We start from the raw sequence: 25464 nt of genomic DNA on the forward strand, positions 1-25464 counted from the left end.
AGTAAGAATTAAAAGTCACTTAAGATATTTCCTATTTAAGCGGAAAATTACGAGTGAAATTACCAAAAAGGAGGCCTTTTACAAACTCACTTGAATAAAGCCTGTTCAGTTCATTGATAAGGTTATGATAATCCTTATATGACATTAATTCTTCTACCATATGATCGATTCCATCAAAGTCAGAGCCTAATCCAATTTGTCTTTCCCCGCCCAAATTGCATATATGCTCTATATGTTTCAAGATATCCTTTATCGAAGCCGAATCACCATTTGATAGAAATTGAGGGACAAAAGTTACCCCTATCACACCATTTTTTTGTAAAAGGGCTTTTATCTGGCCGTCTTTCAAATTTCGCGGATTCGAACAAAGATGATAGGCATTCGAATGTGAGGCAATTGGGAATTTTGCCAGTTTTAGGGTGTCCCAAAATCCAGCTTCAGATAAATGAGATAAATCACACCAAATTGACTTCTCATTCAAAAGCGCCACCACCTCCGTTCCAAACCCTGTCAATCCGCCGCCTCTTGATTCTAGTGCCCCATCAGCTACCAAGTTTGCGTAATTCCAAGTTAGACCTACTGAGGACACTCCAAGATGAATTAGGGTTTTCAGTTTCAACAAATCATTTCCAATGCAATCGCACCCCTCCAAAGTTAGCACCGCACCTATTTCCTTTTCTTTTAGAGAATCGATGTCTGCCTTGGTTTTTATAAATTTCATTTCCGGCTCTGATAAAATCTTTTCATGAAAAATATCCACCATTGCCAAAGCCGCTTGAAATCTCATATCAGGGTAGACCTTTTCAGGAATATATATTGCAAAACATTGGACTTTTCCTCCTTGATCCAATAATCCCCGCTTCGTTATATGTAATTTATCACTATCCAAAAAAGTAATATCCGGATCTATGAACATCTTCATCAACACATCACAATGTGCATCAAAAATCTCCAATGTAATCCCCCTTCCTGTCCCTGTCCCTTTAAGGATCATATACTCCATTATAAAGGGACCCGGGTTTTTCGTCATTTGGATTTCAGGACAAAAAAGAGCCTGCTCGCCATCCGACAAACAGGACACCCACTCATGAAATTATCTTGGTTCAATGATTAGCTTTATTGCCGTTCTCTCTTCGCCGTCAATAAGTATATCTGTAAAGGCAGGAATACAAATCAAGTCAACTCCACTAGGTGCGACAAACCCTCTTGCGATTGCTACTGCCTTGACGGCTTGATTTAACGCACCTGCACCGATTGCTTGTATTTCGGCTGCCCCTCTTTCCCTGAGCACTCCCGCTAGTGCGCCTGCTACAGAATTAGGATTAGATTTTGCTGAAACTTTTAATATTTCCATTCCTAGTCCTCCTTGTTTTCCCTGCCTATTCTAACTTGGCTCAATAGTTATAACACTTTCCACTGCTACTATATTCATCAAGTAAAACTTGTATGACAAAGAAAACCGGGATTGTCCACCATTTATTAAGGAATGAAAAAATGGATGGCCAGTTTGACTGTCCATCCATTCAAATCAATTATAAAAGGGGTGATCTTCGTTAATCAAAATTCTTTCTATTTTTTTAGCCCTGCCAGTTTTATCATCAATTTCAAGGAGAACTCCACTTAATAGGGTCCGCCCCTCTTTAGGCACTTCGAAACGGACAGGGAGGCTAGTTAAGAACCGATGAATGACTGCCCCTCTGTCCATACCAAGGATGCCATCATACGGTCCTGTCATGCCTACATCTGATATGTAAGCGGTGCCCGCAGGTAAAATACGGTTATCTGATGTCTGGACGTGTGTGTGTGTACCAACAACGGCTGTAACCTTACCATCCAGGAACCACCCCATAGCTTGCTTTTCACTTGTAGCCTCTCCATGAAAATCGACAAAAATGATTGGTGTCCTTTTTTGAGCCTCCGCCACTAGTTCTTCCGCCTTTTTGAACGGACAGTCCAAATCCGGCATGAATGTTCTAGCTTGCAAATTGATGACCGCTATTTCCTGCTGATTCAATTTTAAAAATTTCATTCCTTCTCCTGGTGCTCCATCTGGAAAATTCGCTGGACGGACGAGATATTTCGCATCATCAATAAAATTAAAAATGTCGCGATTATCCCATGTATGGTTTCCCATGGTCACCGCCTGCGCTCCCCACTCTAAAAAACTGCGGTAAATCTTTTCTGTAATTCCCCGGCCACTTGCAGCATTTTCCCCATTGATTACCGTGATATGCGGACGATACTTTTCTTTTAACTTAGGAAGGTATTCTTGGATCATATCACGACCAGGAGACCCCACGACATCTCCAATAAATAGCAATTTCATTGTAAAACCCTTTCTAGATTACATTTCTAATGATATGAATTATTCAAGTATGTATTGTAACATAATATCGGGTAATTATAGGAATCACGCTTAACGATTAGTATTAGAAAAAAGAAAAAACGAAGTGGTTTGCACCACTTCGTCTTTCATTAACAATTTATTTGGCGTATTCGACTGCTCTTGTTTCACGGATGACCGTAACTTTTATATGACCTGGATAATCGAGCTCTTCTTCAATCCTTTTTCGGATATCACGTGCGAGTCGATGAGCCGAAAGATCATCGATTTGTTCTGGTTTCACTAGAATCCGCACTTCACGTCCGGCTTGAATCGCAAATGATTTTTCCACTCCGTCATAGGATTCGGAAATTTCCTCAAGTTTTTCAAGTCTTCTAATGTAATTTTCAAGCGTTTCACTTCTAGCACCCGGTCTTGCAGCTGATAATGCATCAGCGGCAGCCACAAGAACTGAAATGATGGAAGTTGGTTCCGTATCGCCATGATGTGAAGCGATGCTGTTAATGACCGTTGGATGCTCTTTATATTTGGTTGCTAATTCAACGCCAATTTCAACGTGACTGCCTTCCACTTCATGATCAATCGCTTTCCCAATATCATGCAATAAACCTGCACGGCGGGCAAGAACCTCATCCTCACCAAGCTCAGCGGCCAGTAAACCTGAAAGCTGGGCCACTTCAATTGAATGCTTAAGTACGTTTTGCCCATAACTTGTACGGAACTTCAAACGCCCTAGTATTTTGATGAGATCTGGATGGAGACCGTGAACTCCAACTTCAAAAGTTGTTTGTTCACCAATTTCACGAATATGTTCATCTACCTCACGTCTTGCTTTGTCAACCATTTCTTCAATTCGAGCCGGATGGATCCGTCCGTCCTGAACAAGTTTTTCAAGAGCCAAGCGTGCCGTTTCCCGTCTAATTGGATCAAATCCAGATAAAATGACAGCTTCAGGAGTATCATCGATAATAAGGTCAATACCTGTTAGCGTTTCTAACGTCCGGATATTTCGTCCTTCACGTCCGATAATCCGGCCTTTCATTTCATCGTTCGGAAGATTTACTACAGAAACGGTGGTTTCTGCAACATGATCAGCCGCACAACGCTGAATGGCAAGAGAAAGAACTTCTTTTGCTTTTTTATCAGCTTCTTCTTTGGCACGGGTATCACTTTCTTTAATCATAAGCGCTACATCGTGAGCCAGCTCGTTTTCCATTCGGTCTATAATGATTGCTTTAGCTTCTTCACGAGTTAAACCGGAAACACGTTCAAGCTCTGTTTGCTGCTTACGAACCGTCTCGTCCACTTTGCTTTCCATCTCTTCAATATGCTGTTGTCTTTGGTTTAGAGAATCTTCTTTTTTCTCCAAAAGGCTTTCACGTTTGTCTAACGTTTCATCCTTGCGGTCCAGATTCTCTTCTCTTTGCAATAACCGATTTTCTTGTTTTTGTAATTCGTTCCTTCTTTCACGGGATTCCCGATCCGAATCGGAACGAACTTTATGAATTTCATCTTTTGCTTCCAACAAGGCTTCTTTCTTAAGTGCTTCCGCTTCACGTTTTGCATCCTCAAGGATGTGTTCCGCAGAGCCCTTTGCCCCTGCTATTTTACTCTCAAATTTTGATTTGTGAATAAAATAACCAACAACTGCACCGACGATTAGGCCAAGCAAAGTGAAGATGATTGTCATGGGTTCCATCGTTTCACCTCCCCTTGCTATGAACTTTTTACATAAAATGTTGAACTGTCGGCAAGTACATTGCACATAAATTCAATATACAGCACTTAATTTTCAAAATTTTAGTTTGAAAAATTGTAAAATATACATATTAATTGTATAGTTGAGAATTTTTATTGTCAAGCGTTTGTCCCTTATGTATCAATGATTATTCAAGTTTTCTTAATATCAACCATCATTAACTACAGCATTCATAATGGAAGAAGTCTGGATATCTGTTTTCAATGCCATTTAATCCGCTGAAAATTTCGCACTTTTCTCACAATATATAGAAAAGGCCTAAGCGAACAAGCTTAGGCCTTTTCCTACCATTAATCAAGTAATTCAAAATGCTCTTCTGTTTCATTTTCTTCTGGTGGTAATTCATGCTCTCCATCAAGATTATAGTGATCTCTGATTTTCTGAGAAATTTCCAGAGCGATATCCTGATTTTCTTTCAAGAACAGCTTCGCATTTTCGCGGCCTTGTCCGACACGCTCTTCATTGTATGAGTACCACGATCCGCTTTTAAGGACGATATCAAGATCTGCACCCATATCGATGATTTCACCTTCCTGGGAAATCCCTTGACCGTACATGATGTCAACTTCTGCTTGACGGAATGGTGGAGCAACCTTGTTTTTTACAACTTTGATTTTGGTTTTATTACCGACGATTTCATTACCTTGTTTTAATTGTTCCGCACGACGCACTTCCAGACGAACTGTTGAATAGAACTTCAATGCCCGGCCTCCCGGAGTCGTTTCTGGATTTCCAAACATAACACCGATTTTTTCACGTACTTGGTTAATGAAAATGGCAATGGTATTTGATTTATTAATGGCACCAGACAGTTTTCTAAGTGCCTGAGACATCATCCGGGCTTGAAGACCCATATGGGAATCTCCCATTTCGCCTTCTATTTCAGCTTTAGGAACAAGTGCTGCCACCGAGTCAATGACAATGATATCTACCGCTCCACTTCGAACTAACGCTTCAGCGATCTCTAAGGCTTGTTCACCAGTATCAGGCTGCGAAAGCAGTAACTCATCAATATTCACACCAAGTTTTTCTGAATACGCTGGATCTAAAGCATGCTCGGCATCAATGAATGCAGCCGTGCCTCCAGTTTTTTGTACTTCTGCAATAGCATGTAATGCAACAGTCGTTTTACCGGAGCTTTCAGGTCCATATATCTCAATGACCCGGCCTCTTGGATATCCGCCCACTCCCAATGCTACGTCCAATGCTAAAGAACCGCTTGAAATCGTTGAAATCCTACGATCAGTCTGTTCCCCAAGTTTCATAATAGAACCTTTACCAAATTGTTTTTCAATTTGTTTTAACGCCATATCTAAAGCCGCTTGACGATCACTCACTCAATTTCCTCCTCTATATTCAAATAATCGGCTGTCCGATTAAAGGTGTACTTACGTTAGCAATTTATTTGAGATCAAGGTTTGCATCCTGTCTCAAAACCTATCTTTACTATATACTCTTTTTACTATTTTGCCAAGCAAAAAGTCGAACATTCATTCGTTTTTTTCTTGCGGGATATTCTTTGTAAAAAAGCTTTTTATCTTAATGAAATCTCCATTTCCTTTCACTTACTCCCTAAAAAAAACATTTTCATTGAATTAACTTTTTTCTTTTTTCCCTTTTTTTCAAGAAACAAACTTCTTGAACCAAATAAAAAGCAGAGCTGTAAAAAGCTCTGCTTCAGCGTTCATAAATCCCTTAATAGGTAATGACATCCGTACTTCACACTGCGAATACGGTTCTGTGCCCTGCTTCCGGAAAGGTTCAACTCTTTGAAATGAGTGTTTCCATCCCGATATGAAATGCCGATAAATACTGTCCCTACAGACTTGCCTTCTTGTTCATCCGGCCCTGCGACACCCGTAAAGCTTATGCCTACATCCGCATCGAGCTTTTTCCGGACATTAGAGGCCATTTCCATTGCACACTCACCGCTGACCACCCCATGCTCAGAGATGGTATCATCACTGACGCCGAGGACATTCGACTTCGCATCATTCGTATAGCTGACAATACCGCCTTTGAAGACTTTACCGGCGCCTGGGATGGTTGTCAGTTGTTCTTGGAACATCCCTCCGGTCAAACTTTCGGCTGCCGCGATCGAAAGCTTGCGGACCGTCAATTCTTTTACAAGTTCCTTTATTAGCGAAGTATTATCACTTCCATAATAGAACTTACCTACCCTGCTAAGAATTTCTTTTTCCGCTTCTAAAATAAGCTCTTCGCATTTTTCTTTAGAAGAGTCTTTAGCGGTGATCCTTAACGTCACTTCCCCTTCGGCTGCCAACGGAGCAATTGTCGGATTCGTTTGATTGACAAGGAGATCTTCAATCACCGTTTCCAGTTCGGCTTCACCTATCCCGTAAAACCTAAGAACCTTGGAATCGATCCGTTCATGCTTTTCCAATTTATTCATGATCGATTCATAACCATAACTTAAAAACATCGGCTCCATTTCACTTGGCGGCCCAGGCAGGAGCATATATGTAATCCCGGATTTGGACAAGACCATTCCCGGTGCCATGCCATGATCGTTTGCCAACACTTCACTGCCTTCTAAGACAAGGGCCTGCTTTTTGTTGTTTTCCGTCATGGTCCGCTCCCGTTTTTGGAAGTAAGCTTCAATGGATTGCAAAGCTTCATCATTAAAAACCAGCTTTTTCCCTATATGGCGAGCAATCGTTTCCTTCGTTAAATCATCTTTGGTAGGACCGAGTCCACCGGTAAAGACAATCAAGTTCGCCCTTGATTCAGCGATTTCTATAGCTTGTTGCAATCGGCGGTAGTTATCCCCAACCACAGTATGGTAAAAAACATTGATCCCCATTTCCGCAAACTGCTGCGATAAGAATCTTCCATTAGTGTTATTGATTTGTCCTAGAAGAAGCTCTGAGCCCACTGCAATGATTTCTGCATCCATCTTTTCAAAACCACCATTCGTTTTACTTAGAATTAACAAATACTTCTTTGTTTTTTATAAAATAATCCAAACCTGACCATATTGTAAAGATCAATGCAATCCATAATGCGATATTAGCAAACGGAAGTGAAATGAGGGCAAATGGAAGGTTATGCAGCAATAATGCTGAAATGGAAACAATTTGTGCCCATGTTTTAATTTTACCAAGCTGGTTCGCTGCAACCACTTCGCCAGTACCCGCTAATACCAAACGCAATCCGGTAACGGCAAACTCACGACTTATGATCACGATGGCAATCCAAGACTGACCGTACATTAAATCCAGATCAACCAAAACAATTAGGGCAGCCGAAACCAGAAGCTTATCAGCCAATGGATCTAAAAATTTCCCTAAATCAGTAATCATATTATATTTTCTGGCAAAATGGCCATCGATCCAATCCGTAGTAGACGCGATAATAAAGAGGATGGCTCCAGCTAGGTGCGCCACTGGCAAACTGTATTCTCCCCAAGTCAGCGTCCCCCATGAAAAAGGTACGAGCATGATGATTAAAAAAACTGGTATTAAACAGATTCTTGCTACTGTAATCTTATTAGGCAAATTCAAAACTTTTAACCTCCAAAATTTACGCCTGCCATTTAGGCAATGCGTTTTAGATCTTAACATAATGCTTATATGTATAATTTAACTCAAAATACAATCTAATATGCCGGGTGGACCATTTCCCGCCTGAATTATATAGAGAAAAAATAGTCATCTATAAGATGACTATTCGGCTTTCGTAAATTGTATCGTTACCAATTGCGTATTCACTTCAGTCGGTGAAATGGAATACTCCAGCTTCTCATCATTCACAAAAATTTCCGTTTCATACGCTCTGCCAACATTGATGACAGCTTCTTTTTCATTGGTGAAATCAATTTCCTGGCTTTTGTTCTTGTCGATAGTGCCCTGGAATAGTAATTTACCTTCACCATTTTTTATGCCGACCCATGGTGAGCCTTTGGAAGTCACCTTTAATTTAAAGGTATCCGTATCTTTTAATTCATACGTACTATTTTTACCGCTGGAACTGATGACGCTAAGTTTTTGCTCTTTCTTTTCATCTTTAACATCTGATTCATCTTCATTCTTCTTATCTGATGAATCTGGTTTTACGTCATTCTGTTTCTTGTCTGCATTCTCTTTTTCTTCGTTAAACCCATCACTTTTATTGTAGCCCACGGCTTCATTCTCTTTAGCGGTCTTTTTATCATCATTATCTGGGTTACCCATATAGTTCAATACCAGTACCCATATCAAAACGGCCGCACCAATTACTAAAACGACCGCCAAGATCTTCGGTAACATTTCTACAACCTTCGAATCCCCTGCCGGTATCGTTTTTCTGGATTGGACCCTTGAAAGCTGTTCTGGCAATTCCTCGCTATAGACTGAAGGCACTTCACTCTTATATTGTTCAAAAATCTCTTCTGAATCCAACCCGACCGCTTCACAATATTGCTTTATGAATGCCCGTACATAGAACTTTCCAGGCATCATACTGTAATTTCCCTCTTCAATGCCAATGAGGTAACGCTTTTGAATCTTCGTTAATTCCTGTAAATCTTCTAGGCTAAGACCTTTTGCTTCCCTAGCTTCCTTTAATCGATTACCTAACTCAGTCAAATAAAACACCTGCCATTTTAAAAGTCAAAGGAACCAAAATCGGACCCTGAAAACTGGTCTTTTTGGTCTACAACTTCATATGTTATTTCTTCTTCTGGATTGTTTCGCAATTCAATAATATAATCAAAGTCTTCTAGGGTATACTCCGTATTTTGGACAAAAACATCCGGATGTTCAATGACTTTAACAGCATCAAGCCTCATTATCTCGCGAATCAACTGCCAATGACGCTCATTTGCACGGCGAGTAGAAACAATTCCATCTAAAATGAACAAATTATCATTATTATATTCATCCTCAATAAGCTGACTGCGGATAGTCTGCTTCAAAAGGGTCGATGACACAAACAACCATCTCTTATTAGCACATACACTAGAAGCAACGATAGATTCAGTTTTCCCGACACGCGGCATGCCTCGTATCCCGATTAATTTATGACCTTCCTGTTTAAATAGCTCGGCCAAAAAATCGACAAGCAAGCCTAGTTCATCACGGACAAACCTAAAAGTGTTCTTCTCATCAGCATCGCGCTGAATATAACGGCCATGCCTGACTGCGAGACGATCACGCAATTTAGGTTCCCGCAGCTTAATGACCTTTATCGTATCCATCGTATGGAGGATTGATTCGAATCTTTCTATATTACGGCTGTCTTTCGCCAACAAAAGTAAACCACGCCTGCCTTCATCGACCCCGTTAATAGTGATGATATTGATGGACAGCATACCCAGCAGGGAGGAAATATCCCCTAATAAACCAGGACGGTTCACTTGAATTTCATATTCAAAATACCATTCTTTATTCTCCACGATAACACTCCTTAAGCCTAAAAGCTTTTACCCAACATCCGGGGCAAAACTTATCCACCGTAAATTTCAAGATCTGCACCCATTAATTATTATTGTCTAGCTTCTATAATATAGCATTTCGTGATAAGTTAAAAGGAAAAACCCTATAAAAATATTCATTTTTATATAAGAGGATAAATAGTGATCAACTTCAATCCAAAGGCCCTGTTAATTAATAACAGGGCCTTTGGATTGATATTTTACTTTGTTCCATTGTTCCCGACTAACTTGACCATAACGCTTGCCATGGCATGTTTTTCTTCATCGCTTGCGACCGACCAAAGATCAGCAAGTACTTTCTCTTGATCATTCTGGGGCTCAACCTGCTTAGCTAGGTAATCACCGATTTCGTAAGCCAAGTTGTTAACAGCACCTTCTGACAAACCTTGTTGTTCACCTTGATTTAATCTGTCGCCTAAGAAATTTTTCCATTGATCCCAATTGTCTAGTACAGACATGAATGGTCACCCTTTCCTTCAAAATAGTACAAAGATATTTTGTGAAGGAACCGAGGAAATTATACATGTCTTTAAAAAAATCATGTGTACCATCCACCATTGACGCCTAAGATTTGTCCAGTTATATAAGATGACTTGTCAGAAAGCAAATAATATACGGCCTCGGCGACTTCTTTCGAATTGCCCATCCTGCCCATTGGGATATCACCTTTGATGATTTCCAAATCTTCAGCACTGAAGGATTCGAGCATGGAAGTGGAAATCGCACCGGGGGCAACGGCATTCACCCGGATTCCATTAAGGGATACTTCTTTGCTAAGCGCCTTGATAAAAGCATTTTGACTGCCCTTGACCATTGAATATAATACTTCACAAGATGCACCCGTCTGCCCCCAAATGGATGTGACCGCAACAATAGCGGCCTGTTCTTGGTACATCAGCTTAGGAAGAAGTTCCTTTGTTAATTGGAAAGGGCTCGTTACATGCAACTGGACCATTTCATTGACGATTTTCTCATCCATGTCCGATATGAGCCCATAATAACTATTGCCACTATTTAGGACGATTGCATGAAGGGCAAAAATATTTTCCGCCAATTTCTTGTAGCCGTCCGGTTCAGCCAAATCTGCTTGAACCGGAATAAGTTCTACTTGATGAGGCTTCAGTTCTTCAATTAGTTCAAGGATCGCTTCTTCATTGCTGTTATAATGTAAATAAAGTGAATAATTCTCCTCGGCGAGCTTTATAGCGATTTCTCTGCCGATTCCTCCACTGGCTCCAGTAATAAGGGCAAAACGTTTCCCCACATTCCCGCCCCCTTTTATATTATTTAGGAAGTACCTGACAGACAGTCATCCGTTCTTCGGATATTAAGTCATTGGCGACGTTCCTGATATCTTCCATCTTTAGTTTTTCCAATACTGACACCACATCGAACAGGTTCATATCATTGAAAGCATATCTGGTGAATTGGTTCGCTATATATTCCGGCGAATTCAGAGAACGAAGGAAAGAACCGATTTTTTTCTTGATCGTCCTTTGCAGGCTTTCTTCATTCAAGCCGGTTCCGGCTTTTGATTTTTGCAGGATAGCAAATAAAGACTCGGTCAACTCATCAGGTTTTGCACTGTCCCCGCCAATTAACGCAAACCCAAAACCTTGTTCCTGTGTATAATCATAGGAGAAGCTTTGATCGATCAACCCTTTCTCGTATAGCTCCTCATGCAAAGGTGAACTCTTGCCAAACAGCATTTCCAAATAAATATTGGTCGCCAATTCCCTTTTCAAAAGCTGTGAACCGGATTGATGGACATTGATGGCCTTGATGCCCAGCATCACTTTCGGTGTCTGGACATTCATTTTTAAGATTTCCTTATCCTTGGCAACGGTTTCCGGCTCTTGGTCAAATTTACGTTCCACCTCAGGCTGTTCGTTGTACCCTTTATTATTTTGATTATCCCGAATCAGCTTCATGGTACTTTCGACTTCTACCGGTCCTACAACGAATAAGAGCATGTTACTAGGATGATAAAACGTATTATAACATTCGTAAAGCATATCTTTGGTAATATCAGCAATCGATTCCACAGTACCGGCAATATCAATTTTCACTGGATGTTGATGATACATATTGGCTATCGTCCCGAAATATAACCGCCAGTCTGAATTATCATCATACATATTGATTTCCTGCCCAATGATCCCTTTTTCCTTCTCTACCGTCTTTTCCGAAAAGTAAGGATCCTGGACAAAGTCGATTAAAGTCGTTAGATTCCTATCGAAATCGGACGTGCTTGAAAATAAATAAGCTGTACGGGTGAAGGAAGTAAAAGCATTTGCAGAAGCTCCCTGCTTTGAAAATTGCTGAAAAACATCGCCATCTTCCTTTTCAAAAAGCTTATGTTCAAGAAAATGGGCAATACCATCGGGTACTTTAGAAAATTCCGTTTGATTCAATGGTTTGAAATGGTTGTCGACTGAACCATAATTGGTCGTGAACGTCGCAAATGATTTATTGAACCCACTTTTCGGAAGAATATATACTTCGAGGCCATTATCCATTTTTTCATGGAAAAGTTCCTCTTTCAATTGAGTGAATGCTATTTTCTCCATTACCCTTGCACCTCCGCTTCTGTTAGGAAGTAAATCGTATCAAGCTGAATCTTTTGACCTACGGCAATGATTTCTTCCTTTGTCGTCCGTTCTGTTTTTGCAAACCACTCGTCGAGTGGTATATTCTGCCCGGAAACCACATTATGATATAAAATTTCTACCAGTCCTCTCGAAACGTCTATCGTTTCAAGGAGCTGGTTCTTGACGACCGCCTTTGTCTGTGCCAGTTCTTCTTCGGAAAAGTTCCCTTGCTTCATTTCCTTCATTTGTGCATGAATGATCTCCAGTGCCTGCTTGTAGTTGGCATTTTCGATGCCGGACATGACCATTAACAGACCTTTATGGCTTTCGAGCCTTGAAGCTGCGTAATAAGCAAGGCTGGCTTTCTCCCTGACATTAATGAAAAGCTTTGAATGTGAAAACCCACCAAAAATACCATTGAATAGCTGAAGTGCATAATAATCCGGATCACCATATGCAACATGGGTTCGATAACCGATATTCAATTTCCCTTGTTTCACATCCGAATTTTCTATGATTTCTTTTTCCTTCTCCATCTCCACTACCTTGCCCGTCTTCCTAGGCAGGCTCACCGGCACTCGTTCTTTTAGTGACACATACTTATCAGCTAGAGCCTCCACTTCTGCTTCATCGATATCACCGATCACATATAAATCGATTTCATCCTCAGTCAGAATTTTTTTATAATAAGCGAAAAGGGACTCAGGCGTTATCGTTTCCAAGTCTTGTATGTTACCGCTCGCTTCTAAAGCATATGGTTCGTTTTTGCACATTTCCTCTACAAGCCGTGTAGCTGAATATCGCATTTTGTCATCGGAAATGGATTGAATCCGCTGTTTTAAAGAACGGATTTCATTGGAAACCGTTTTAGAGTCAAAGGCTTCGCCATTCGTCTTCGGATGAAAGATCACCTCTGATAGTAATCCAAAAGCCTTTTCCAGAAGCGGCGTTGAATCACTGAGGAATTTTTCATTGACGATATCGATCGTAAAACTTATGATTTGATATTCACCTTTTTTAGCTACATCGACATAAAACCCTGCCCCATATAAATCATCAAGATAAGATCGAAGCTCGGGTGTTGTAGGATGTTTACTTGTATTGCTTTGTAACACATATGGCAGCAATGCACGATATGTAACTTCCTCTTTTGTCAAAGGGGCTTTCATCTTCAGCACGAGAGTATTCGTTTTATATTTATCCGTACGGACCACATGAAGCTTGTAGCCGCTTTTTTCCGTAATTGTATCGGAAGCAATAGACATGAATAATCCTCCTCATTATATAAATCACCTTTATTAGCTTATTGTTTGTAGATCTGAACCCTTTTAAACATCTACTTAAAATATACATGTGAAAGGAAAAATCATGCAAGTTACAGCTACTTTTTTTGGTTTTTCACCAGACCTCCATCAATAACGGCCCAAGCTTCTGCTTATATAAAAGGAAAAACCGGTCAGCAAAATTTGCTGACCGGTTAAGTAACTTATCTTTTTCCTTTGATGTATGGCTGTCCGGATGCTTTTGGAGCATCTGCACGTCCAATGAAACCAGTTAGTGCAATGATCGTCAGAACATAAGGAGCGATCAAGAGGTAAACCGATGGAATATCCTTGAAGAAAGGAAGGCTCGAGCCAACGATACTTAAACTTTGAGCCAAACCAAAGAATAACGCTGCACCCATTGCCCCGATTGGGTGCCACTTACCAAAAATCATGGCGGCGATGGCCATGAAACCTTGACCATTAATTGTCGCATGATTGAATTCATTCGAAAAGATGGTAGCATAAATCGCTCCTCCGATACCGCCAAAGGCACCTGATAATAAAACGGCGGCATATCGGATTTTCGTAACATTGACACCCATCGTGTCAGCAGCCATGGGATGCTCCCCAACTGCCCGAATCCTTAAACCAAATGGTGTTTTATATAGTACATACCAAACGACAAATGATATTAGAACCGCTATATATACGATATAATAACCATTTGCGAAAAAGATAGGTCCTATAAATGGAATATCACTTAATAATGGAACATCAATCCTTGGGAATGTTTCTGTGATTCTGTCAGTTTGTCCTTTGTCAAAAATCAGCTTTACCAAAAACATGGTTAGACCTATTGCCAGTAAGTTGATGGCGACCCCACTAACCGTTTGGTCCGCCCTGAACGTAATGCATGCCACAGCGTGTAGAATGGAAAATAGCAAGCCAGCGATCATTGCCGCCAAGACTGCAAGCCAAGGAGTCCATTCCCCAAAGACATCAGCGAACATTAAGTTAAAAACAATCCCTGTAAAGGCACCAATGACCATCAATCCTTCTAAACCGATGTTTATGACACCTGCTCGTTCAGAAAATACTCCTCCGAGTGAAGTAAAAATAAGTGGAGCAGCTAGAGCAATCATAGAAGGAATAATAATTTGTAATACTTGGTAAAAATCCACTTATTTCACCCCTTTCTTAAATCGAGCGGCAATCCAACGAATAAAATAACTGGATGCGACGAAGAAAATAATCAATGCTATGACAATATCTACAATTTCACTTGGTATGCCGGTTTCTAGCGGCATATTTAAGGCCCCTGCTTTCAGTCCCCCAAATAATAAGGCTGCCAGAACAACACCAATAGCCGTATTCGCTCCAAGTAAGGCTACTGCAATCCCGTCAAAGCCCATACCTGTGAATCCACCTTTGACCGCTGCATAACCAAAAGTTCCAAGGCCTTCCATAGCACCCGCAAGTCCTGCAAACGCACCCGAAATAACCATGGAAAGGATGATGTTCTTATTTACACTCATCCCTGCATATTCGGAAGCGTGCTGATTAAAACCTACCGCTTTCAGTTCAAAGCCCGTTTTTGTCCTTTCAAGAATGAACCACATGATGATGACGCAGATTATCGCTACCACTATCCCCCAATGCATCCGGGAAAAATCCGTAATGCTTTCAAAAAAAGGAGACCGAAGTGATGCTGTATCAGCAATTCTTTCTGTTTTATCCAGCTTTTCAGTCATTACGTTCCGGATTAAGTAATTCGTTACATATAAAGCTGTATAATTCAACATGATAGAAACGATTACTTCATGCACACGAAACTTCGCTTTTAAATAACCAGGTATGAATGCCCACAAGGCACCGGCAGCTGCCCCAGCTAAGATTGCCAACGGCAAATGTATGATCCTAGGAAGCTCGAAAGCGATTCCGACCCAAACTGCCGCAAGCCAGCCAACAATCAATTGCCCTTCAACGCCGATATTGAATAGGCCCGTACGAAAAGCAAAAGCCACTGCCAAACCAGCTAGGATATAAGGAATGATTGTCCTGACGGATTCCCCTACATAATACGAATCCCCAATAATCCCATTTATCATGGATCCATAGCCGGCAATTGGGTCATAGCCGCTTACTAACATGATTATGGCCCCAACGACTAAGCCGAGGATAACCGCTATTAACGGACTGGTTAATTTAGATAAATACTTAGACATTTTGTTTTCCACCTGCTTCCGTCCGTTTACTGCCGGCCATAAGAAGACCCAGCTCCTGTTCAGTCGTTTCTTTCGGATCGACGATTGCGACGATTTCCCCTTCGTATATAACGGCAATTTTATCGCTTACATTCATGATTTCTTCCAATTCAAATGATATGAGGAGTACCGCTTTTCCTGCATCCCGCTGTTCAATCAGACGTCTATGGATGAATTCGATCGCTCCTACATCAAGCCCGCGAGTAGGCTGTGCGGCAATCAGCAAATCCGGATTCCTATCAACTTCCCGGCCGATGATTGCTTTTTGCTGATTCCCTCCAGAAAGAGCCCTTGCCGGGGTATATTCACTCGGAGTTCGAACATCGTAACTTTTAATCAAGGAACGGGCTTTTTCAAATATTTTTTTTGAATTCAAGATACCAGCTTTTGAGAAAGGCTTTTGATAGTAGGTTTGCAAGACAATATTTTCCCCAATGCTGTAATCGAGAACCAAACCATGCTTATGTCTGTCTTCTGGAATATGGCCGACGCCTGCTTCAGTGATTTTACGCGGCTTCAGATTCCTGATTTCTTTTCCATTTAGCTTTATGGAACCTGCTGTTGTCTTCCTTAGGCCAGCCAATGCTTCGATTAATTCGGATTGACCATTTCCATCTACACCGGCGATTCCGACAATTTCTCCTGCACGGACAGCTAAATCCAAGTTCCGAACTGCCGAAACTCCCCGGGAATCCTTGACTTCCAGTTCCCGAACCTCGAGAACTATATCAGAAGGTGCGGCTGCCGTTTTTTCCGTTTTAAAAAGAACTTCCCTACCGACCATTAAGCTGGCCAATTCGTTAGGGTTCGTTTCGTTGACATTCACTGTACCAATTCCTTGCCCTTTGCGTATAACCGTTACCCGGTCACAAACCTCCATGATTTCCTTTAGTTTGTGTGTAATTAAAATGATGGATTTACCCTCTTTGATAAGGGCTTTCATAATATTAATCAATTCCTTGATTTCTTGAGGAGTCAGTACAGCGGTCGGTTCATCAAAAATCAATATTTCCGCACCTCGGTAAAGCGTTTTAAGAATTTCGACCCGCTGCTGCATCCCTATCGAAATATCGGCAATTTTTGCATAAGGATCAACACTAAGCTGATATTGTTCTGATAGTTTCCTAACTTCCTCACTCGCTTCTTTTAAATCGATCTTACCCGCTTTTGATGGTTCTTTTCCTAAAATTATATTTTCCGTTACTGTAAAAGGATCAACTAGCATAAAATGCTGATGGACCATTCCAATCCCTAACTCATTAGCAATGTTTGGACTTGTAATCTTGACTGGCTTACCATTCACACGAATTTCTCCCTGCTCAGGCTGGTATAAGCCAAATAAAACATTCATCAAAGTAGATTTACCCGCGCCATTTTCACCTAATAATGCGTGAATTTCCCCTTTTTTCACCTGAAGGGTAACGTTATCATTTGCCACGATGCCTGGGAATTCCTTACGGATATTGAGCATCTCAATTACATATTCCACGTATTATCAACTCCTAAAATGAGTGTAAATATCTTAATTATTTAATTGCTGATCCTAACATTTTGATTTTTTCAAAAAAACCAAATGAAAAACTACGATTCTATCATAGTTTTTCATTCGATATTTTAGTTGCAAAGAGCAATTGGGGAAAAGAAAGAATAGAGGGCAAGTCTGCCTCCCTATTCTTTCTTAAATTACAGCTTATAAATCAAGTTTTTCGAATTCCTTATCCGTACCTGGAACAACGAAATCACCTGATTTAATTTTTTCTGTCCATTCTTCTACCGCTTTTAAAGATTCTTCTGTAACGTTATCTTTTGTATCAGAAATGCCTACACCATTTTCTTCGATACCGTACTCAATTACTTTTCCACCTGGGAAGTTTCCTTCTTTCGCTTTCTCGGAAAGGTCTTTAACTGCTACGTCAACACGTTTTAACATAGAAGTCAGTGTGATATTGTCGTCAGTTCCTGGCACTGCTCCTAATTTAGCTTGGTCGCTATCTACACCGATAACATATATTTCCCTCTTAGGATCTTTTTGCTTTTGCTCTACAGCTTCAGTGAATACACCTTTTCCAGTTCCTCCAGCAGCATGATATATGATATCGATGCCTGAAGAATACATGGAGCCTGCAGTGGATTTACCGATGTCGGCTTTATTGAAATCACCGGCATATTTAACTTCCACTTTCGCATCCGGATTTACAGATAAAACCCCAGCCTTAAAGCCAACTTCGAATTTCTTGATTAATTCAGATTCAACTCCGCCGATAAAACCTACCTTGTTTGTTTTCGTTTGCAATCCTGCAATTACACCTACAAGGAATGATCCTTGCTGCTCTTTAAAACTAATGCTGGCAACATTCTTCTTATCCACAACTGTATCCACGATTGCAAATTGTGAATCCGGACGTTGGTCAGCCACTTCACCAACAGCTTCGGCTAAAAGAAAACCGATACCATAGATAAGATTGTAATCTTCACGTACAAGCGTATTCAGGTTTTTAGCGTAGTCAGCATCAGATTTGGATTGCAGATAGTTGTAGCCATCTTTACCTTTTTCCAAACCATTGTCCTTACCGAATTCCTGAATTCCTTTCCAAGCGGATTGGTTGAACGACTCGTCATCCACGCCGCCAGTATCAGTTACCATGGCAACTGTGAAGTTATCTTTCTTGTCTTTACCCTTTGAGGATTCTTTATCATCATTCTCTGAATTACCACATGCTCCCAATAGCGTACCGGCTGCAAGAACAAGTGAAAGAGCTAGACCTAATTTGCGCTTTTTCAATTTTTATCCCCCTAATTTACATAGTTTTTTGAGCAGGAATGTTCTGAAAAGTCATTCATGTTTGCGTTTTCACTTCTCGTTAATTTTTTTTACATGCATCTGATCGACTTTACGCAATCGAAACAAACGCTTGCATTCACACGTATGCAGAGTTACACACGTTTACGAAGAACATGAAAGCTGAACATATTGGCTTTAAAGTAGTTAACAGAATACAGGATAGGCTGGTCCCAATCATCCAGATGCATCTGCTTTAGAACGAGTAATGCGGCTTCTGGCGAGCATTTAAGGATAGGAGAAACTTTCTCGTGATATCCAATAGGTTCAATCTCTGCTACGGCATGCGTAATTTTTCGATTCGCATCTCTTTCCAAAATATCCAAAAGAGACTCATCATTACGGTCGAAATTTTCTGATAGTATTGATTCAGGAATTTTGTCGACACAGTAGACAACCGGCTCCCCATTCGCTGTCCTTACACGTTCGATGATGACGATGCGTTCATCTGTTGAACAAGAAAACCTGCGAATATCCTCTTCTGTAGGTTCTTGGGCCGTCAAACTTAAGAAAATCGTACCCGGATTCATTCCTGCCTCTTCAATCATGTTCGTGACACTTTTTAATTGCTCGATACCTGAAGTGAACCGAGGTTTTGGATTGACAAAAGTCCCAACTCCATGGCGGCGAATGATGATGTTTTCTTCTTCTAAAATTCGCAGCGCTTCACGAAGTGTCGCCCTACTCACTCCCAATTTTTTGGCAAGATCGAATTCTGAAGGGAATTTTTCATTTTCCTGATAAACTCCTGCTTCAATATCCTGCTTCAGGTAATCAATGACCTGCAAATATAAATGTCGACTATCTGATTTTATTGACATACAGTTTCCCCCAGCTAATTTCTTTCTTAAGACATCAGACCTCTGATGTTGAATCATTCCTACTAATCGAAAATAATATAACATTTTTTTTGATATAAATAAATAGTGTTTTACTATTTACTTTAAAAGAATTTAGGAGAAATTACCCTCATCTGTGTCTTTCAATCTAGGAATGGCCACGGAATTTGCACGATTATTCTCCTAAATCAGACTAAAAAAAATTTTGAAAATGTAAACTGAAAATAGCCAGCTTTCTTTTCAAGATACTGTTTTCCTGTATAATAAGATTTATCTTCTTTGAAGGGATGTACACATGATGTTAAAGATTACAGAATACACGATCGAAAAATTGAATGATCCATTCGGAATTTTAACCGGGGAACGTTACGAGTTGTTCTTGGATATTGAAGTGCCTGAAGAGGATGAGCTCTTTTCAGAAAATGGTTTATATATCCGGGTGCTTTTTGTAGTGGAAGAACAAATAGGCAAACTGATTAAATATGATATTTTTGAAAAAGGGAACGAAGGCGCACTCGAATTCGATTTAGAGGAAGATGAAGAATCGATGATTGCCGACTTCTGCCTTAAACATTTAGACGAGGCGATGAATAATTAAAAAACCGGGCTGCAGCCCGGTTTTTTTTTCCTATGATAAATGCGCTTCATCCTGTTCATCTTTAGTAACCAATACATTTCGTGGTTTACTGCCTTCATACGGACCGACAATTCCCCTCGCTTCCATTTCATCAATCAACCTGGCTGCCCGCGTGTAGCCAATCCGGAAACGGCGCTGCAGCATGGAAACCGATGCGGTTTGCATTTCTATGATCAAGGAGACGGCATCCCCGTATAAACTATCTTCGACTTCACCATTTGAAGTGTCCGCAATTTCATCAGGTATCATCTCTTCATTATATTGGGCTTTTTGCTGTGAAATGACATATGTGACAACTTCCTCGACTTCATTGTCGGATAAAAATGCCCCTTGGACCCGAACCGGTTTTGAAGCTCCTGCAGGCAGGAAGAGCATGTCACCCCGTCCCAACAGTTTTTCGGCTCCGCCCATGTCCAGAATCGTTCTCGAATCGGTCATTGATGAAACACTAAAAGCAATCCGAGATGGGATGTTCGCTTTAATGACCCCTGTAATAACATCGACGGAGGGCCGCTGAGTGGCAATTATCAAATGGATGCCAGCTGCCCGGGCCATTTGTGCAAGTCGTGTGATGGCATCCTCTACATCATTTGAGGCGACCATCATGAGATCTGCCAGCTCATCGACAATGACTACGATATAAGGCAGGAGCGGTTGCTTGGCATCTTCTTCAATGTTATGCCGGTTAATATAATCGTTGTAGCCTTCAATATTACGCGTACCAGAATGAGAAAATAGCTCGTAGCGCCTTTCCATTTCACTGACCACTTTTTGCAAAGCCTGTGCAGCTTTCTTTGGATTTGTCACTACGGGTGCGAGTAAATGGGGAATTCCATTATAGACATTGAGCTCCACCATTTTGGGATCGATCATCATCATTTTCACTTCATGCGGTTTTGCCCGCATCAAGATACTCGTGATAATCCCGTTGATACAAACGGATTTCCCGCTGCCAGTAGCTCCAGCCACTAGTAAATGCGGCATTTTATTGAGCTCAGCCTTAACCGCTTCACCAGAAATATTCCGCCCTAAGCCTATTTGCAGTTTTGCGTCAGGCTTGTCAACTTCTTTGGCTTCCAAAACTTCCCTTAAAGACACCATCGCCACTTCGGAGTTAGGAACTTCGATTCCAATAGCCGATTTTCCGGGAATCGGAGCTTCGATCCTAATATCCTTTGCGGCCAGTGCAAGCGCCAAGTCATCGGATAGGCTGACAATCTTACTTACCTTCACCCCTACATCCGGATGCACTTCATATTTGGTTACGGCTGGGCCTAAATGAACTTGAGTGACCCTCGCTTTCACTCCAAAGCTATGAAAAGTGCGTTCAAGCTTTGCCGCATTTTCATGGATCAATTGGTACTCTCCGCTTTGGTCCGTTTTCTTGGGCTGCAATAATAGTGAAAGGGGCGGTAAAAGATATTCTTTATTTTCCACTTCTGTGAAATTCATTGGCAGAACGGCATCATCCTGTTCCTCTGTACTTTCAGCTGCAGGTTCCATTGCAACGGGAATTATTTCAGTTTCGTCACTATATGCTTTATCAGCAAAGCTGGAAATGATACGTTCCGTCGCCATTTGCTGTGTTTCCTCTTCTTGATGAAGGGGCTGATCCGTTTCTTCCACCAAATCTTTTTCTCGCTTCTTCTTTTTCACGGGATTTTTTTTCTTTTCTTTTTTGTCTTCATTCCACGTTTTCATATCATCTCTGAATGCAGCCCATTGCTTTTTGAAAAAGCCGCCAAGACCCATGAAAAACTTCCCGAGGGTTTCACCTAAAGTTTTCCCGGTCAAAAGCACGGCACCTACAATGATAAAAAGGAATGAAACGATTTTCGATCCAGCTTCGTCGAATAAAAAGTATGAGGCTGCAAATAATATCGCTCCAATCATACCTCCTCCAAGGTCCTTTGTGCTTGCCTTGCCGGTCACTTCCATCCAGAATAGTTCCCATGTATTCGAGATCACGCTGGGCTTAGTAAACGGGCCTCCATCTGCAAGCATGTTAAACAGCGTCACATGACTTAGCAAGAGCATGCTCGCGACAAGGAAGTACATCCCGATGAATTGCCGTTTTAACAGGTAAGGAACCTCCCTCTTTATCATCAAATAGAATCCAGTAGCAATCGCTCCCAACAAAAAGAGGATATACCATTCCCCCATGAAGAAGCGGATTAAAAAGACCGTCCCATTTCCCACTGCTCCAAGCTTGGCAATGGCTATGATGGCCAACCCTATTAAAGTAAGGCCAATCAATTCATATTTAAGCGTTAGTTTTAACTTCTCTGTACTTTTCTTATTTCTGCGTTTCTTCTTTGCCATAATATCACCTGATTCTTCATGAAACTATTCTAACTTTCCTATTCAACATCACAACCTGATTTCCCTTCACGAAACAAACGTTCGTTTGCTGATTATACCAAAAAAATATAACCCTGTCCTTGATATATATCCCATTTCTTCTTAAGTCGGACAATATGTCCAGATAATGAATAAAAGCAGCCAAGAGGCTGCTGATTATCATTCCAGTATATCATAATTTACCTTAGTTAGTCGTTTTTACTAGGTATTCATTTGTCCGAACACATTGATGACTGCCCCCGGCTGAATGTGTACATTCATATAATCTTCAGGATCCGTGCTCACAATTCGATCAATGCGAAACGTGCGTCCACCGTCATGTTCAACCATTACATGTACACCATTATAGATCATTTCTATTAAATTCGCCGTTTTCTCATGGTGATGGGGGAAAATGATTTCTTCAGGAACGATCGTATAAAGTGTCATTGCAGAAGCCCCTCTTCTGTCCCGGCAATTTTGGGCCTTCTTTCTTCCATGAAGGTATTTAGTTTTCTCATGGCTTGGCCTACTCCTCCTACATCATCGATCATACCGATTTCAACTGCCTCGGCCCCGATTACATTCGTGCCTATATCACGGGTTAAATTTCCTTTAGCAAACATTAAATCCTTAAAACTTTCTTCCGTAACATTGGAGTGCCGTGTAACAAATTTAATGACCCTTTCCTGCATTTTATCCAAGTATTCAAAGGTTTGAGGCACGCCAATGACTAGACCTGTCAAACGAATGGGATGAATCGTCATCGTTGCCGTTTCCGCTATAAAGGAATGGTCACACGAAACCGCAATCGGCACACCGATTGAATGGCCTCCCCCAAGTACAATCGAGACGGACGGCTTGGACAGGGAAGCCAGCATCTCTGCGATGGCTAGTCCCGCTTCGACATCTCCTCCTACTGTATTTAAAATGACAAGCAGCCCCTCAATATTGGGATTTTGTTCAATTGCCACAATTTGTGGGATAACATGTTCATACTTGGTCGTTTTATTTTGAGGAGGCAGCTGCATATGTCCTTCAATTTGTCCAATGATCGTCAAACAATGGATTTTTGAGTCCTGAGATAGTTGCGGGACATTAGTAGCCCCCAGCTGCTGAATCTTTTCGATTAATGTTGAATTTTTACCTTCCTGCCGGCCTTCATTTTCATTTGGTAATGGTGCATTATCCACTATGCCAACCCCTTTCTCTTAAGCCTATAGCTTTATTATGTCTCGAGTCTCGGACTTCATTCTTCAAGATATAAGAGGTTTGGCACAGAAAAAAACCCCTGACATTTCAGATCAGGGGTTTTTTACTTAATATTCCATGATGATCGGTAAAATCATTGGCCGGCGTTTCGTTTTTTCATAGAAGAATTGGTTTAATGCATCACGCATTTCCTGCTTCAACGTAGACCAATCGAAAGGTTGGCGCGATCCATTTTTCTTCACGATTTCACTTACTATTTCGGTTGCTTCCCCAATCATTTTTTCTGATTCACGAACATAAACGAATCCCCTTGAAATGATTTCAGGACCTGCTGCAATACTTTTATCCTGACGGTTCAACGTGACGACTACAATCAAAATGCCATCCTGGGATAACAAGCGACGATCACGAAGGACGATATTACCCACATCTCCAACACCACTGCCATCAATCAAGATATTTCCTGCTGAAACTTTGCCGGATAGACCCATTTTATCGCCCTTTAATTCAATGACATCGCCTTTTTCGGCAATTATGATGTTTTCACGTTTAATCCCCGCGGCAATCCCAACCTTTTGATGGGCATATAAATGGCGGTATTCCCCATGCACAGGAATGAAAAATTTAGGATTCATCAAATTGATCATCATTTTCAGTTCTTCCTGGCTACCATGACCTGTTACATGCACTTTATATTTATTCGCAGATACCACCTCAGCGCCTACCCTGTATAGCAAATCGACGGTTTTGGATAAGATAAGTTCGCCGCCCTGTAGGGGTGATGCACTGATCAAAACTGTGTCTCCCTTTTTGATCGTTACCTGCTTATGAGTTTGTTTTGCCATTTTTTGAAGTGCCGCAATGGGCTCCCCTTGATGACCTGTCGATAACACGACGATTTCACGGTCGTTATACTGGCTAATTTCGTTTATTGGGATGATCAGCTCTTCTTCGACCTTTAAATAGCCTAAATTCAAGGCTGTTTCATATACGCGTTGCAGGCTTTTGCCTACAACTGCCACTTTCCTGCGACTAGCTGCAGCTGCATTGAAGACATGTTGAATCCGGTTGATGTTCGAAGCGAAGCACGCAACGATGATCCTTCCGGAGGCAGCATGGAAAACCTCTGTAATATCTCTGGCCACAACTGCTTCTGATGGGGTATAACCTGGCCTCTCGGCACCAGTACTATCCGAAAGCAAGCATAGGACACCTTCTTCACCGATACTAGCCATTTTACCGATTTCCGGTTTATACAGATCGGTTGCCGCTTGATCGAATTTGAAATCCCCTGTATATACGATTGCACCTTCACGCGTATGGATCACGACTCCGACAGAATCGGGGATACTATGGTTAGTCCGGAAAAAAGACACGGCTGCTTGAGGAAAACTTAAAAGGGAATCTGAATCGATCTCAGTAAATATTGCCCTGCCGTTAAAGCCATCTTCCTTTAATTTCGTTTTGATTAAAGCAAGTGTAAGCTTTGTTCCATAAACTGGAACAGGTAAATATTTCAAAACATAAGCAAGCGCTCCCATATGGTCTTCATGACCATGGGTAATGAATATCCCCTGCACCCGTTCCTTATTATCCATCAAATAAGAAATATCAGGAATAACTGCATCGATTCCCAGCATTTCTTCTTCTGGCAGCATTAACCCCGCATCAAGAAGGTAGATGTCCTCGTTCACCTCAACGACGTACATATTTTTACCAAGTTCCCCTTGTCCTCCAAGAGAAATGACTTTTATCCCACTACTTTTATCTTTACCCAATCGAATATCCTCCTTAAAAAATCCCGTTCATAATTTCCCAATGATTTCATTATAACCGATGTTCAAAAAACATGACAACACTTACCATTTTGTAAAGGGACTTTTTCATTTAATCCCTAAAAAAGCTTTTCCATGTTTATGTATGAGACAATCAACCCTGTA

Annotated in this window: 23 protein-coding genes; 1 reads left to right on the forward strand and 22 read right to left on the reverse strand. The window is 41.1% G+C overall.

Going from position 1 to position 25464, the window contains the following annotated elements:
* Positions 1–31 precede the first annotated feature (31 nt).
* From QUF86_RS23720 to QUF86_RS23805, 18 genes are all read right to left on the reverse strand, one after another.
* Complete coding sequence (locus QUF86_RS23720) at positions 32–955, reverse strand: dipeptidase (protein ID WP_289335892.1); 924 nt, start codon at positions 953–955, stop codon at positions 32–34.
* A gap of 138 nt (positions 956–1093) precedes the next feature.
* Positions 1094–1354, reverse strand: a complete 261-nt coding sequence (gene spoVS / locus QUF86_RS23725) for a stage V sporulation protein SpoVS (protein ID WP_029281188.1) — start codon at positions 1352–1354, stop codon at positions 1094–1096.
* 174 nt (positions 1355–1528) lie between these two features.
* Positions 1529–2326, reverse strand: coding sequence for a TIGR00282 family metallophosphoesterase (locus QUF86_RS23730; protein ID WP_289317096.1), 798 nt, complete (start codon positions 2324–2326; stop codon positions 1529–1531).
* Between the two features lie 157 nt (positions 2327–2483).
* Positions 2484–4043, reverse strand: coding sequence for a ribonuclease Y (rny, locus tag QUF86_RS23735; protein ID WP_289317097.1), 1560 nt, complete (start codon positions 4041–4043; stop codon positions 2484–2486).
* Between the two features lie 350 nt (positions 4044–4393).
* Positions 4394–5440: a recombinase RecA gene (gene recA, locus QUF86_RS23740; protein WP_289317098.1), complete on the reverse strand. Its 1047-nt coding sequence runs from the start codon at positions 5438–5440 to the stop codon at positions 4394–4396.
* A gap of 347 nt (positions 5441–5787) precedes the next feature.
* On the reverse strand, positions 5788–7020 hold the full coding sequence (locus QUF86_RS23745) for a competence/damage-inducible protein A (RefSeq protein ID WP_289335893.1): 1233 nt from the start codon (positions 7018–7020) through the stop codon (positions 5788–5790).
* 22 nt (positions 7021–7042) lie between these two features.
* A complete protein-coding gene (pgsA, locus tag QUF86_RS23750) occupies positions 7043–7627 on the reverse strand; it encodes a CDP-diacylglycerol--glycerol-3-phosphate 3-phosphatidyltransferase (protein WP_034313524.1) in 585 nt (194 codons plus the stop codon).
* A 162-nt stretch (positions 7628–7789) separates the two neighbouring features.
* Positions 7790–8698, reverse strand: coding sequence for a helix-turn-helix domain-containing protein (locus QUF86_RS23755; RefSeq protein WP_353957683.1), 909 nt, complete (start codon positions 8696–8698; stop codon positions 7790–7792).
* A gap of 8 nt (positions 8699–8706) precedes the next feature.
* Positions 8707–9498 (reverse strand): DUF3388 domain-containing protein, encoded by a 792-nt coding sequence (locus QUF86_RS23760; protein ID WP_289317100.1) that lies wholly within the window; start codon positions 9496–9498, stop codon positions 8707–8709.
* A 239-nt stretch (positions 9499–9737) separates the two neighbouring features.
* Positions 9738–9995, reverse strand: a complete 258-nt coding sequence (locus tag QUF86_RS23765) for a DUF3243 domain-containing protein (protein ID WP_289335895.1) — start codon at positions 9993–9995, stop codon at positions 9738–9740.
* An 80-nt stretch (positions 9996–10075) separates the two neighbouring features.
* Positions 10076–10801: an elongation factor P 5-aminopentanone reductase gene (gene ymfI / locus QUF86_RS23770; RefSeq protein WP_289317102.1), complete on the reverse strand. Its 726-nt coding sequence runs from the start codon at positions 10799–10801 to the stop codon at positions 10076–10078.
* Between the two features lie 19 nt (positions 10802–10820).
* A complete protein-coding gene (gene yfmH, locus QUF86_RS23775) occupies positions 10821–12107 on the reverse strand; it encodes an EF-P 5-aminopentanol modification-associated protein YfmH (protein WP_289317103.1) in 1287 nt (428 codons plus the stop codon).
* Positions 12107–13393, reverse strand: a complete 1287-nt coding sequence (yfmF, locus tag QUF86_RS23780; protein ID WP_289317104.1) for an EF-P 5-aminopentanol modification-associated protein YfmF — start codon at positions 13391–13393, stop codon at positions 12107–12109. The genes yfmH and yfmF overlap by 1 nt, the downstream gene beginning before the upstream one ends.
* Positions 13394–13614: 221 nt before the next feature.
* Complete coding sequence (locus QUF86_RS23785; RefSeq protein WP_289317105.1) at positions 13615–14574, reverse strand: ABC transporter permease; 960 nt, start codon at positions 14572–14574, stop codon at positions 13615–13617.
* Positions 14575–15618 (reverse strand): ABC transporter permease, encoded by a 1044-nt coding sequence (locus tag QUF86_RS23790; protein WP_289317106.1) that lies wholly within the window; start codon positions 15616–15618, stop codon positions 14575–14577.
* A complete protein-coding gene (locus QUF86_RS23795; protein ID WP_289317107.1) occupies positions 15611–17146 on the reverse strand; it encodes an ABC transporter ATP-binding protein in 1536 nt (511 codons plus the stop codon). The genes QUF86_RS23790 and QUF86_RS23795 overlap by 8 nt, the downstream gene beginning before the upstream one ends.
* A gap of 201 nt (positions 17147–17347) precedes the next feature.
* Positions 17348–18439, reverse strand: a complete 1092-nt coding sequence (locus tag QUF86_RS23800) for a BMP family lipoprotein (protein WP_289335896.1) — start codon at positions 18437–18439, stop codon at positions 17348–17350.
* A 152-nt stretch (positions 18440–18591) separates the two neighbouring features.
* Positions 18592–19317, reverse strand: coding sequence for a GntR family transcriptional regulator (locus tag QUF86_RS23805; RefSeq protein WP_289317109.1), 726 nt, complete (start codon positions 19315–19317; stop codon positions 18592–18594).
* A 316-nt stretch (positions 19318–19633) separates the two neighbouring features.
* On the opposite strand from QUF86_RS23805, the gene QUF86_RS23810 reads away from it, so the two are divergent.
* Positions 19634–19933 (forward strand): DUF6509 family protein, encoded by a 300-nt coding sequence (locus QUF86_RS23810; RefSeq protein WP_289317110.1) that lies wholly within the window; start codon positions 19634–19636, stop codon positions 19931–19933.
* Between the two features lie 30 nt (positions 19934–19963).
* Here QUF86_RS23810 and QUF86_RS23815 read toward each other — a convergent pair whose 3' ends face one another.
* The 4 genes from QUF86_RS23815 to QUF86_RS23830 form a co-directional block, all read right to left on the reverse strand.
* Entirely contained in the window at positions 19964–22294 is a 2331-nt protein-coding gene (locus QUF86_RS23815; protein ID WP_289335897.1) for a DNA translocase FtsK, read from the reverse strand.
* A 240-nt stretch (positions 22295–22534) separates the two neighbouring features.
* Complete coding sequence (locus QUF86_RS23820; RefSeq protein ID WP_289317112.1) at positions 22535–22762, reverse strand: YlzJ-like family protein; 228 nt, start codon at positions 22760–22762, stop codon at positions 22535–22537.
* Positions 22759–23508, reverse strand: coding sequence for a ClpP family protease (locus QUF86_RS23825; RefSeq protein WP_421157044.1), 750 nt, complete (start codon positions 23506–23508; stop codon positions 22759–22761). The genes QUF86_RS23820 and QUF86_RS23825 overlap by 4 nt, the downstream gene beginning before the upstream one ends.
* Before the next feature lie 123 nt (positions 23509–23631).
* A complete protein-coding gene (locus QUF86_RS23830) occupies positions 23632–25302 on the reverse strand; it encodes a ribonuclease J (protein WP_289317114.1) in 1671 nt (556 codons plus the stop codon).
* Between the last annotated feature and the right edge of the window lie 162 nt (positions 25303–25464).

Origin of the sequence: Peribacillus sp. NJ11 (genome assembly GCF_030348405.1) — a bacterium.
Taxonomy (GTDB): domain Bacteria; phylum Bacillota; class Bacilli; order Bacillales; family DSM-1321; genus Peribacillus.